This window comes from Pararhodobacter sp., from assembly GCF_034676545.1.
In the GTDB taxonomy this organism is placed as follows: Bacteria; Pseudomonadota; Alphaproteobacteria; order Rhodobacterales; family Rhodobacteraceae; genus Pararhodobacter.
The window spans coordinates 208,384-221,099 of record NZ_JAUCBZ010000015.1 but is presented as its reverse complement, the minus strand read 5'-3'; the positions used below and the strand labels follow the sequence as shown (position 1 = coordinate 221,099).

The following is a 12,716-nucleotide window of genomic DNA, read 5'->3' as shown; positions in this document are numbered from 1 at the left end:
GCGCGTTACTCCGGCAGGCCAGACGAGATGTAGCTGGTTTTGACCGTGGTGTAGAATTCTGCCGCGTAGGTGCCTTGCTCACGCGTGCCATAGCTGCTGTCGCCGCGACCGCCGAAGGGCACATGGTAATCGGTGCCTGCCGTGGGCAGGTTGATCATCACGCAGCCGGTGCGGGCGTTGCGCCGAAAGTGGTTGGCGCGGGTCAGACTGGTGGTCACGATGCCCGAGGTCAGGCCAAAGCGCGTGTCATTGACCACATGCAGCGCCTCATCGTAGCTGCCGACCTTGATCACCGATGCCAAGGGCGCGAACATTTCCTCGATGTTGATGCGCATCTGGTTGGTGGTGTTCAGAAAGATGCCGGGGGTCATGTAATAGCCCTCGGTTTCGCGGGTCACCCGTTCGCCGCCGCAGGCCAGTTCGGCGCCCTCGGATTTGCCCAGATCGACATAGGCGAGGTTTTCCTTGAGCTGCTGCGCGCTGGCCACCGGGCCAAGCTGCGTGCCCTCGGCCAAGGCGTGCCCGACGCGCATCGCCTGAGCGCCAGCCACCAGTTTCTCGACAAAGGCGTCGTGAATGCCCGCGTGAACCACCAGCCGCGACGAGGCGGTGCATTTCTGCCCGGTGCCACCAAACGCGCCACCCAGGGCCAGCGTCACCGCCAGATCAAGATTCGCGTCGTCCATCACGGCCAGCGCGTTCTTGCTGCCCATTTCCATCTGCACCTTGGTCAGGTTGCCAATCGCCGCCGCTGCGATACCCTTGCCAACCGGGACCGAGCCGGTGAAGGAAATCGCGTTGATGGCGGGGGATTCGACCAGACGTTGACCGACCGATCCGCCCGGCCCCATCACAAGGTTGAACAAGCCCTTGGGGATGTCTTGGCGCGCGATGATTTCGGTCAAGGCCACCGCCGAGGCGGGCGTCAGGTTCGCCGGTTTCCAGATCACCGCGTTGCCGAAGGCCAGCGCCGGCGCAATCTTCCAACTGGCGGTTGCGGTCGGAAAGTTCCACGGGCTGATGATCGCCACCACGCCGACCGGCTCGCGGCGCACGTCAACTTCGACGCCGTCGCGTACTGAATCTGCCGTGTCTCCGATCTGGCGCAGCACCTCGGCGGCGTAATAGGTGAAGAACTGCCCGGCGCGGTAGACCTCGCCTTTGCCCTCGGCAAACGGCTTGCCTTCTTCGCGGCTCAGAAGCGTGCCCAATTCCTCGGCGCGGGCCATCATCTCGGTGCCGATGGCCATGAGGACGTTATATTTACGCTCCAGCCCATAACCCGCCCATTCCACCTGCGCACGGCGCGCGGCGGCAATGGCATCATCAAGCTGATCGGCGCTGGCCTGGGCGAACATGCCGATGGTATCCGACAGGTCCGAGGGGTTGATATTGGCGATTTCCGAAGTGCCCGAAACCCAGTCCCCGGCGATATAGTTCAACTTGAGATCTTGCATGGCTGCCCTTTCTTGCGCACGCCAATCCAGTGGTGGCGCGACGGTTGGCACCAGTAGGCGCGAAGGGCGGAGTCAATTCAAACGCAAAGTTCTGGAGTTTTTTTCAGATAAATTGAAATCTGGCGCGGTTAATCCAGTGAAATCGCGGAATTGGCCGCCCAGATCGCGTCAACCATGGCGCTTGCCGCCGGGGTCAGCGATTGGCGAGAGCGGGTCACCAACCAGACCTCGCGCCGCAAAGAGGTGTCCATCAGCGGCAAAAACACCAGATCGGTGTAATCAGGCGGCAGTGCCAGTCGCGGCAAAACCGTGATCCCGGTGCCCCCCCGCACCATCGCCAGGAGCGAGGCCGTGTTCGGCACGGCCAGACGCGAGGCGGCGAGAACGGGATGAAAGGTCGGGTCGGTAATCTGATCGCACAACCCGTTGGCAATGAAATTTTCACCCTCGATATCGGCCCAGGTCAGTTGCGCCCAGTCTCGCGCCAACCGGCTATCGGCCCGACAGACCACGCCGAACGGGTCCGAGAACAGTTTGCGGCGCTCCAGCCCGGCAATGGGGCCAAGACTCGCCAGGCCGATATCCACGCGCTCGCGCTGCAACTCGCGTTGCACATCGGCGCTGCTCATGTCGCGCAATTCGATCCGCACATTGGGGCGTTGGGCGATGAAAGCCTGCAAGATCGGCGGCAGGATCACCGCCGCCACCGAGGGCGTGGCCGCGATCCTGACATGGCCGGAGTCCGAGCGCGAAAGCCCTTCGATCGTGGCGAGGGTATGGTCGAAATGGTCCAGCTCGCGCCGCGCCTCGTGGTAGATGTGTACGCCCAGAGTGGTCAGTCGCGATTTTCGCGTGGTCTCGAACAGAGGCGCGCCGATGTGGTCCTCGAATTGCGTCAGCATCATCGAGACGGCCGAGGGCGTGCGCCCCAAAACCTCGGCGGCGTCCGACAATCGGCCAGTGTCAACAACCGCCCGAAAGCACCTGAGCATTTCGATCTTGATGGTCATCGTCAGCCGCCTTGAAATCCGCAAGAACTCGGACAGTGTTGCTGACTTTCAGGCGCGGGTCCATCGGGTTGCGTGACGGTTGCAATGACAGGCATCTCGGCGCATCAATTTGGCAGCTGCCGAAAACAGGAGGAGTCCGCCATGCCCATATCCATCCCCAACTCGTTTCGCGGCGCTGGGCTGCCAAACCAGACGGCATTCCCCGAAAGCAGCGCGCAAGCGGTCTCGGCCTTGTTGGCGCTTTGCCCGGTGCATACGCAGACCCCGCTGATCGAGTGCATGGCCTTGGCGCAGGAGGCGGGCGTCGCAAAGCTCAGCATCAAGGATGAGCGCCCGCGCATGGGGCTGGGCAGTTTCAAGGCGTTGGGCGCGGCCTATGTCATTGCGCATGCTGCAGATCAAGCGCGACAGGGCGATGATTGGGCGACGGCGCTGACGGGGCAAACCTATGTCACCGCAAGCGCGGGCAATCACGGGTTGTCGGTCGCGGCGGGCGCGCGGCTGTTTGGGGCGCGGGCGGTGATCTATTTGTCGGAAACCGTGCCCGAAGGGTTTGCCACGCGGTTGCGCGACATGGGCGCGCAGGTCGAACGGGCGGGCGCCACCTATGAGGCCAGCATGGAGGCGGCAGAGCAGGCCGCAGTGTCGCAGGGTTGGACGCTGTTGTCCGACAGTTCCTGGCCCGGCTACATCGAGTTGCCGCATCGCGTGATGGAGGGGTATTTGCAGCTTGCCGCCGAGATGGTCGCCCAGATCGGAACGCGGCCCACGCATATTCTGCTGCAAGCCGGGGTTGGTGGTTTGGCGGCTGCGGTCGCGGCGCATGCGCGGTTGGCGTGGGGCGATGGGCCGGTCATCATTGTCGTTGAGCCGGATGCCGCCCCCGCGCTTTTTGACTCCATTCGGGCGGGTCAGTTGGTGACCTCCAGCGGGCCGGTTTCCAGCATGGGGCGGCTCGACTGCAAGACCCCGTCGATGATCGCGCTGGCCGGGCTGGCGCGGGATGCCGACCAGTTCGTGACCATCACCGAGGAGGAGGCCGCAGAAGGTATCGCGCGGCTGGCCCAGCATGGCCTGCAAACCACGCCCTCGGGTGGCGCAGGTTTGGCGGCGCTGCTGGCGGGCGTGCCGGGGATCGGCGCGGAGGCTCATGTCGTCGCGATCCTGTCGGAGGGTACGGGCGATGCCTGACCGCTCGCTGATCTTTCCGGCGGCGGAATACCGGGGCCGGGTGGCCGCGCTGCAAGCGGAAATGGCCAAGGACCGGCTGGACGCGCTGCTGCTGACCACGCCCGCGGACGTGTTTTACGTCACCGGGTTTCTGACGCGGTTCTGGGAAAGCCCGGCGCGCCCGTGGTTCGTGATCGTCCCGGCGCAGGGCGGGCCGATTGCGGTGATCCCGGCGATTGGGGCCGATCTGATGCATCGCACCTGGACCCCGGAGATCCGCACCTGGGACGCGCCGGACCCGGTTGATGACGGGGTGACTCTGCTGGCCGACACGTTGCACGAGGTCGTGCCTGAGCGCGGGCGTATCGGCATTCCCATGGGTCTGGAGACGCATCTGCGGATGCCCTTGGCGGATTATCACCAGGTGGTTGCGCGGCTTGGATCGCGGCAGGTCGTCGATGGAACATCGGCGGTGCAGCGCGTGCGCGAGGTGAAATCCGAGGCCGAGATCGACAAGATCCGTGCCACCTGCCAGATCGCCGACCGGGTCTTTGCCCGTGTGCCCGAGTTCGCCCGCGCCGGCACGCCGCTGGATCAGGTGTTTCGCGACTTCCAGATTGCGCTGCTGTCCGAGGGGGCGGATTGGGTCAGCTATACGGCCGGCGGTGCGGGGCAGGGCGGGTATGGCGATGTGATTTCACCCGCCGATACACGCCCTTTGCAACCGGGTGATATCCTGATGCTGGACACAGGTGCCGTGCGCGAGGGGTATTTCTGCGACTTTGACCGCAACTATGCCGTGGGCGACCCCGGTGACGTTGCCCGCCGCGCCCATGCGGCACTTTACGCAGCGACCGATGTGGCGCTGAACACCTTGCGCCCCGGCATGACCGCGCAAGACCTGCACCGCATCCTGACCGCGTCCCTCAGCGCGGAAGGTGCTGTGCCGGGCGGTGGGCGGTTGGGGCATGGCTTGGGGCTGACCCTGACCGAATGGCCGTCGCTGACCGCCAAGGACACGACGCCGCTGCGCGAGGGGATGGTGTTGACGCTGGAACCGGGGGTGGAGATCGCGCCGGGGCTGATCATGGTGCATGAGGAAAACATCGTGCTGCGCGCCGATGGGCCCGAGTTGCTCTCGCGGCGCGCGCCCGCAGATCTGCCGAGGCTTGGCGTATGACTGCGTTTCCTTACACGCTTGCCGGGCCGATTGGCGCAAAGGCCACGCTGGGGCTGATCGTGTTGCAGGTGGATGAGACCATCGAGCAGGATTTTCGTCGCCTGTTTCGCGATGACGGCGTGGCGCTTTATGTCAGCCGTATTCCGTCCGGCGATGATCTGACCCCCGATACCATTGCCACGATGGAGGCCACACTTCCGGCGGCGGCGGCCTTGTTGCCCCCGGCCGCGCGGTTTGACGTGGTGGGTTATGCCTGCACCTCGGGCACTACGCTGATCGGCGCGGATCGGGTGGCGGACCTGGTGAGGTCGGCGGCCACCACCAAAGCCGTGGCCGACCCGTTGACAGCGGCGATTGCGGCCTTGCGCGCGCTGTCCGTGACCTCGGTGGGCATTGTTTCGCCGTATATCGACAGTGTGGCCCAGCCAATCCGAAGCGCGTTCGAGCGGGCAGGATTTTGCGTGCCTGCAACCGCCTCGTTTGGCGAAACCGTTGAGGCTCGCGTGGCGCGCATAGACCCCGCGTCGATCCATGCCGCTGCCGTATCCGTGGGCCGCCAGCCAGAGGTTGATGCCGTGTTCCTGTCCTGCACCAATCTGCGCACGCTGGATATCATTGATGATCTGGAGCAGACCTTGGGCAAACCCGTGGTCAGCTCCAATCAGGCGCTGGCGTGGCAGATGGCGGGGTCGGCGGACATTCAGATGCCAAACACCGCGCCGGGCCGGTTGTTTCGTCACGCTTTGCCTCTATGCTGAGTGACCACGCCGACCAAAGGACCAAGAATGAGACTTCCACTCCCCCTTGCTGCGCTGATCATTGCCATGTTGACCGCCACAGCAGGTCACGCCGAGCGGCTCATCCGTTCCGCATCCTTTGCCGGTGATCTTTGCGCGACCGATACCGACGCGGAAACCGGCTATGATGATTGTGCGACGATGCCGGGCAATGTGGGGATTGTCGGGGTCTATGACCTGCACCTGTTCGGGCTGGACCCGCAGCCACTGGGCGACGCGATTGTCCGGATCACCTCGCCCGATGCGGATCTCTATGCCGACACCGCGCGGAACAATCCGGGCGAGCGGTTTCGGCTGCGCCTCGACGGTGTTGATTTCGGCATGTTGTTTGACGCATCCGAAGCCGATGAAGCCGCTATCAGCCCGTCTCTGGCGGCCAGCGTGCTGCGCAATATCGGTGCGGCGACCGGCACATCCTCGCCGCTCGATCTGATCTTCGTGCTGCCGCATGCAGACCTGTTGCCGATGGTCACCGATGGTGTTGTGTCGGTGCGATTTGACTTCCGGGATGATGAAAACATCAACTACATTGACGATCTATCGGTGTTGCTGAGTTATTCGATTGCCGAGCCGGTTTCCGGTGCCACCTCGCCCGCCGCAGAAATCGCGGCCCTGACCGCGACCGTGGCCGCGCAGACCGTGGCACTGGAAAACCTTGCCGCGGCGCTTCGGGCATTGTCGGGGTCGGCGGATTAGAATGGGCGGGCGACTGCAGGCCTTTGACGCAGGGTATTGATGACGAAACGCATCGGACTGAGGCATTTGCGACATTTCTTGGCGGTGGCCGAGAGCAAATCCATGACGCGCGCCGCCGAGGCGCTGAACACGGTGCAACCAGCCCTGTCCCGCAGCCTTCGCGAGTTGGAGACCGAACTGGGCGCGCCGCTATTTCATCGGACGTCTCAGGGCATGATCCTGACGAGATCTGGCGAGGAATTGCTGCAATTCGTCGGCGGGCCCGTTGCGCAGATTCATGAAGGTCTGGCGCGGGTCAAGGGTTTGCCGGAACGCGCCTCGGTCCGGATTTCGGTGGCGCCGTCAATCAGCCGGCTGCTGGGTGTCCGCGTGCTCAAGGCGTTTTCCGAGCAATTTCCTGACATTCAGGTCCGGGTCGAGGGGCGCATTTACAACGATTCCATCAAGCATATCCGCGAGGGGACGATTGATTTTGCCGTCGGACGCCTCCTGATGCCCGAGGATCTGGGCGGCCTCAGCTTTGAGCACCTCTTTGCCGAGCCGATTGTTTTTGTCGCACGGAAGGATCACCCGCTGGCGAATATCTCCGATGTGACGCTTGCGCAGATCAATGCCTTTCAAATCGTGGCCCCTACCGCCAACGCCATCATTCGGCGCGAGATTGACAAGTATCTGATCAAGCACGGCATGACGGATTTCGACAAACTGCTCGAGACGTCATCCTATGAGTTCGCGCGGACCTATATTCAGGAAACCGACGGCATTGGCTGTTTGTCACAAAGTATCATCCTGCCGGAATTGCAGTCTGGCGCATTCGTTCAACTGGACATCCCGGTGGATGAACTGATGGGGGCGGTGGGGATGACCTATCGTGCCGGTGGTCGCCTGACGCCCCACGCGCGCGCGCTGTTCAACCTGTTCCGTGATCACGCAAAACAGGTCTATCCATAACACTTCTGTTATGCGAGGCGCATGAAAACTATTTCCCCGATGTACCTTTAGCCGTCATGCTTGGCGACTGAACATTGGCGGATTCGGTTGGGCGATGCCCGGCAGACACGCATCGAGAGAATAACAGCGGAGAGTAAGTGGATGGCGAAGGCCAAGAACATTCTGTTCATCATGTTTGATCAACTCCGCTGGGACTATTTGAGTTGTTATGGCCATCCGCATTTGCAGACCCCGAATATCGACAAGCTTGCCGCGCAAGGCGTGCGCTTCGATCGCGCCTATATCCAGTCGCCGATTTGCGGCGCGTCGCGGATGTCGACATACACCGGTCGTTACTCCAACAGTCATGGCGCGACATGGAACAACGTCCCGCTGAAGGTCGGCGAGATGACAATGGGCGACCATTTGCGCAAGGCCGGCATGGATTGCTGGCTGGTCGGCAAAACCCATATGAAGGCCGACACCGAAGGGCTAGCGCGGCTGGGCATTCCGCCCGAGAGCAAGATCGGCAAGCGGATTTCCGAATGCGGGTTTGACGTGTTCGAGCGTGACGACGGAATGCGCCCGCATGGTCCGGACGGGCTGTATGATGACCACGGGGCCGAGACCTATAATGCCTATTTGAAGGCCAAAGGGTACGAGGGTGACAATCCATGGCATGATTACGCCAACTCGGGGCTGGATGATGACGGCAATGTTGAATCGGCGTGGTTTCTGAAGAACTCTGCGAAAACCGCCAATATCGCCGAGGAGGATAGCGAAACGCCCTATATGACCCGGCGCGGGATGGAGTTCATCGAACGGGCCGAGGGGCCGTGGTGCTGTCATCTGTCGCTGATCAAGCCGCATTGGCCCTATATCGCGCCCGCGCCTTATGCCGGGATGTATGGCTTGCAAGACATGCTGCCGGTCGTGCGCACGCAAGAAGAATATGACACCGCCCACCCGGTTCTGAAAGCCATGATGACGGGGCCGGTTGGTGCAAGCTTCAGCCGTGATGAGGTCCGCAATGCCGTGGTCCCGGCGTATATGGGCTTGATCAAGCAGATCGACGATCAGATGGGCGTGCTGTTCCAATGGCTCAAGGAGACCGGCCGCTGGGATGACACGATGATCGTGCTGACCTCGGATCATGGCGATTATCTGGGCGATCACTGGATGGGTGAAAAGCAGTTCTTTTACGATACGTCGACCCGCGTGCCGCTGATCATCTATGACCCCTCGCCCGAGGCAGATGCGACGCGCGGAACGGTCAGCGATGCGCTGGTCGAAAGCATCGACCTGCCCGCCACTTTCCTGGATGTCGCGGGCGGCGAGGCGGTGCCGCACATTCTGGAGGGGCATTCCCTGTTGCCGATCCTGCATGGCACGGCCACCGAGACGCCGCGCGACTATGTGATCTGTGAATACGATTATTCAGCGACCACGCTGCCCAAAACCCTGGGCGTTCCGATCACGCAGGCGCAGATTTTCATGCTGGCGACAAAGGACTGGAAGCTCATCCATTTCGACGGTGGCTTCCGGCCAATGCTGTTCGACCTGAAAAACGACCCGCAAGAACTGGTCGATCTGGCCGAGGACGCGGCCTATGCCCCGGTGCTGGATGACCTGTACGCCCATTTCCATGCCTGGGCGCTGCGACCATCCCGGCGCACGACCTGTTCCGAGGCGGATTTCGCGGAAATGCGGGCCAAATCGAGAACAACCGGCGTGGTTCTGGGAACCTACGACGAAACCGAAATCGCGCCGGATCTGGTTCGTCACTATGTCGGCCGCAAGGCGCGGCCTTGGACGGAAACCGTCAACCGGACGGAATGACAAGGCACTGCAATGGCGGGCTTGGGCCGAGTTGGGCCGGGATCCGCCGACACTTACTTTTTGGGAGGAAAGACAATGGGAACACTTCGTATCACAACCGCCGCATTGGCGCTGGCAACCGGTTTGCTGGGGTCAACGGCTTTCGCGCAAATCAACCTGACCGCGGCGACCTCTGGCCCCGGCAACTCGCCGAACCTGAGCATCCTGCATCTGGCGGCGGCTGCCGGTGAGCGTGGCGTCGCTGATTTGCAGGTCGCCGAGGGTCAAACCCTGACCAACACCATCATTGACGTGGCGCAGGGCCGCACCGACATTGCACCTGCGCCGATGATCCTGCACTTTCTGCTGTCGCATGGTCGCGGGCCGTTCGCCTCGCAGGGTGAAAACGGGGCCGCGCTGGCCGCCAATCTGCGCGCGCTGTATCCGTATAACGCCGGCTCGTATGGTCTGATGGCGCTGGAAAGCGAAAATATCGACAGCTGGGATGATCTGGAGGGCAAGGTCGTTTTCAACGGCCCACCGCGCGGGGCGGCGCTGGTCAATGCGCGTCAGGCAATCCAGTTGACCACCGGGTTTGTGGACGGCGAGGATTATCAGGGCCTGCAGGCCAACTGGGGTCAATTGCCCTCGATGCTGGTGGATGGCTCGGCCAACGCGTTTGTCGTGCCACTTCCGCACCCGTCCGAGCGCGTGATCATCCTGAACTCGGCGGGCAATGTGGTGCTGGTTTCCACACCGCGCGATATCTTTGAAAGCGAGGCCTATCAGCGGGTTTTCAACGTTCCCGGAAATGTGCCGATCGTGCTGCCGATTGCCCAGCTTGGGTATGGCGACGGTGTTCGCGTGGTCTCGGAAGATGACATGATCCGCGGGATCGGCACGGCGTTTGCCGAAGTCGTGCACGCCGATATGGACTATCAGGTCGCGTATGACCTGACGGCGGCGCATATCGAAACGCTGGACGAGCTGCGCGCCCGCGCACCCTATGCGGCCAACGTGGGCTTCGGGATTCTGGATGCCACGTCATCGGGTTTCTGCGGCGCGAACCAGTTGCGCTATCACCCCGGCGCGGTCGCCGCATGGGAAGATCGTGGCTATGACGTTCCGGATTGTGCCGAGCCTGAGTAAGGCTGCCCACGGATGCCTTAAGACACATGTCGGGGCGCCCTTTGGCCCACTGCCAAACGGCGCCCCGCGTTCCTGAAGACTTTCACCGCGACGGGACCCCCACTCATGGCCGATCCGACCGAATCCACGTCCAAGTCCTCCTCTGATCTGGGCTTGAAGCTTGCGTATGTGCTGGGCTTGATCCTTGTGGTCATCGGTATGCTGAACACGCTTCCGGCGATTCCCGGCTTGCAAGGACTGGTTGACTCGATCACCGGAGTCGAAGGCCTCACGTTCCGGCGGTTCCCGTATGAATACCTCTTTCCGCTGTCGTTTGTGATCATGATGGCGACGGTTGCGTTGAACCATTCCTTGTGGCGCGCCTCTGCCAAGTCTGGTGCAGTGCGGCGCGGGTTCGGGTTGTTTCTGGATGTGGCGCTGGTGGTGATGGCCATCACGATGGCGCTGTCCTACCTTATCGAGATCGACTCGGTCTGCCTTATCGACCGGCTGAACGGCTCGCGCGCCGAGATGATCGCCGCGGCGCTGCAAGACGAGATTGCCTTTGCGGAAATGATGGGTCTGCCCGCGCCCACCAGTGTCGATGATCCAAGCTGCGTGACCAATCTTGGGGTCTGGATCTTTCTGGCCATCGGTTTGGCGGTCACCGTGTTTCTGGCCTATAACGTCTATGTCTGGGGTCTGCCGCTGGTAATGGTCGCAATCATCATCGCGGCGTATACGATGCTGACCATTGCCATCTGGTATTTCTACGGCGCTGACGACATGAACCGCTACTGGGTCACGATCCTGGGCGGCGAGCCGCGCCAGTTGATCGACGGACGCCCGAATGTCGAGGACATCCTCGTGAATTCCGCGCAAGGTCTGCTGGGCCGGTTCATGGGCATTCTGTTGAACACCGTGTTCCCGTATATCGTCCTGGGCAGCCTGTTTGGCGTCTCGGCCGGTGGCAAGTCGCTGATCAAGATGTCCTTTATCTTGACACGGCGTTTGCGCGGCGGTCCGGCACATGCCGCAATCATCAGTTCCGCGCTGTTTGGCACCATCTCGGGCGGGCCGGTCGTGAACGTGCTGTCCACCGGCGTGCTGACGATCCCGATGATGCTCAAGCGCGGGTTCAACCGTGTGTTCGCGGGCGGCGTCGAGGCGGCCGCATCCTCGGGTGGGCAGATCATGCCGCCGGTGATGGGGGTTGCCGCCTTCGTGCTGGCGACCATGACCGCCGTCCCCTATTCACAAGTGATCATCGCCGCGCTCATTCCTGCGGCGGCGTATTTTGGCGCGCTGTTCGTGACCGTCGTGTTTCAGGCCCGCAAACAAGGGATCGAGGCGCAGGGAGAGTTACCCGCCGATATGAAGCTGACGCGGCTGGATTATCTGCATCTGGTCATGATTTTCGTGCCGATCCTGCTGATCCTGTTTTTGCTGATCACCCCCAAAGAGGCGATTGGCTGCGGCCCGATCACGGATTTCTTTGGTGCGGTGTCAATCGAAACGGCGGATGGCTGCCGCAATGAGAGTTTGCCGTGGTTCTTCCAGGTCGTGCAAAACTCGGCCGGCGATTCTGGCTCGGCGGGCTGGTGGGCGGCGGCGGTCTTAATGGTGTTGTTCTTTCTGGACAAAGAGATCCGCCAACATCCGCGCAAACTGCTTGATGCCTTGGCCGATGCGGGGATTCTGGTCAGCACGCTGTATCTGATGTTCCTGGCGGTGTCGGTTATCGACTTTTGCCTCAACCTCACCGGGCTGTCGGCGTATATCGCCCGCGACGTGACCTTTGCCCTCAACGACTTTGGCGGCGCGATTGGCGAGAATGGATTGTTCCTGTTTGTCGCACTGGTGGCGGCGATGCTGCTGGCAATCTTGTTGGGCATGGGGATGCCAACCGTACCCGCCTATCTGAACGTGGCGCTTCTGTTGGGGCCGTTGTTGTCGGGGCTCGGAATTTCGATCTTCACCGCGCATATGTTCGTGTTTTACTTCGCGGTCGCCTCGGCAATCACGCCGCCGGTGGCTGTGGCGGCGTTCGCAGCGGCCTCGATCACCCGCGCCGATCCGATGATGACCGGATTCTCGGCCGTGCGCTCGGGGATTGTGATGTTTGTGATCCCGTTCATCTTTGCCTTTTATCCAGAACTGTTGCTGATCGACGCCGCACAACTGGTGCCGGGCTCAACATCCGAATATCTGCCGGGCTATGACGGCACGATTGATTGGCTCAGCCTTGGCTGGCTTGCGGCGCGCTTGTCGCTGGCGCTGTATCTTCTGGGCAGCGTGTTGGCCGGGTTCGATTTCAAGCGCTTGGGTCTTGCCGAAAGCATCGCCCGACTGGCGGCGGCGCTGTTGTTGGTGATGGCGTGGCCGATGATTTACGGGGCCGGGATTGTCCTGACCGTGCTGATCTTTCTGCTGCACACCCGGGCGGCGCGAGCGGTGACCGCGTAGCCAGTGGCGCGACGCCGTTGCAATCGACAGGCGGCCGCATTTGCGCTAGCCATGAGCCGATTGA

General features: G+C 62.1%; 10 protein-coding genes. 8 read left to right on the top strand and 2 right to left on the bottom strand.

What is annotated here, in order from left to right; all coding sequences use genetic code 11:
* Positions 1–5: 5 nt before the first annotated feature.
* Both VDQ28_RS04375 and VDQ28_RS04370 read right to left on the bottom strand, forming a co-directional pair.
* Positions 6–1,457: an aldehyde dehydrogenase family protein gene (locus tag VDQ28_RS04375; RefSeq protein ID WP_323034779.1), complete on the bottom strand. Its 1,452-nt coding sequence runs from the start codon at positions 1,455–1,457 to the stop codon at positions 6–8.
* A gap of 128 nt (positions 1,458–1,585) precedes the next feature.
* Complete coding sequence (locus tag VDQ28_RS04370) at positions 1,586–2,467, bottom strand: LysR family transcriptional regulator (protein ID WP_323034778.1); 882 nt, start codon at positions 2,465–2,467, stop codon at positions 1,586–1,588.
* A gap of 141 nt (positions 2,468–2,608) precedes the next feature.
* On the opposite strand from VDQ28_RS04370, the gene VDQ28_RS04365 reads away from it, so the two are divergent.
* The 8 genes from VDQ28_RS04365 (at position 2,609) to VDQ28_RS04330 (ending at position 12,652) form a co-directional block, all read left to right on the top strand.
* Positions 2,609–3,658, top strand: a complete 1,050-nt coding sequence (locus tag VDQ28_RS04365) for a pyridoxal-phosphate dependent enzyme (RefSeq protein WP_323034777.1) — start codon at positions 2,609–2,611, stop codon at positions 3,656–3,658.
* Positions 3,651–4,817 (top strand): Xaa-Pro peptidase family protein, encoded by a 1,167-nt coding sequence (locus tag VDQ28_RS04360; RefSeq protein WP_323034776.1) that lies wholly within the window; start codon positions 3,651–3,653, stop codon positions 4,815–4,817. Before VDQ28_RS04365 ends, VDQ28_RS04360 begins: the two co-directional genes overlap by 8 nt.
* Positions 4,814–5,575 (top strand): aspartate/glutamate racemase family protein, encoded by a 762-nt coding sequence (locus VDQ28_RS04355; RefSeq protein ID WP_323034775.1) that lies wholly within the window; start codon positions 4,814–4,816, stop codon positions 5,573–5,575. The genes VDQ28_RS04360 and VDQ28_RS04355 overlap by 4 nt, the downstream gene beginning before the upstream one ends.
* Before the next feature lie 27 nt (positions 5,576–5,602).
* A complete protein-coding gene (locus VDQ28_RS04350) occupies positions 5,603–6,310 on the top strand; it encodes a hypothetical protein (protein WP_323034774.1) in 708 nt (235 codons plus the stop codon).
* 39 nt (positions 6,311–6,349) lie between these two features.
* Positions 6,350–7,261: a LysR substrate-binding domain-containing protein gene (locus VDQ28_RS04345; protein WP_323034773.1), complete on the top strand. Its 912-nt coding sequence runs from the start codon at positions 6,350–6,352 to the stop codon at positions 7,259–7,261.
* Between the two features lie 141 nt (positions 7,262–7,402).
* The gene (locus VDQ28_RS04340) at positions 7,403–9,079 is read left to right on the top strand and encodes a sulfatase-like hydrolase/transferase (protein WP_323034772.1); all 1,677 of its coding nucleotides are present in this window, start codon (positions 7,403–7,405) and stop codon (positions 9,077–9,079) included.
* Positions 9,080–9,154: 75 nt separating this feature from the next.
* Positions 9,155–10,207: a TAXI family TRAP transporter solute-binding subunit gene (locus VDQ28_RS04335; protein WP_323034771.1), complete on the top strand. Its 1,053-nt coding sequence runs from the start codon at positions 9,155–9,157 to the stop codon at positions 10,205–10,207.
* A 105-nt stretch (positions 10,208–10,312) separates the two neighbouring features.
* The gene (locus VDQ28_RS04330; RefSeq protein ID WP_323034770.1) at positions 10,313–12,652 is read left to right on the top strand and encodes a TRAP transporter fused permease subunit; all 2,340 of its coding nucleotides are present in this window, start codon (positions 10,313–10,315) and stop codon (positions 12,650–12,652) included.
* Positions 12,653–12,716 lie beyond the last annotated feature (64 nt).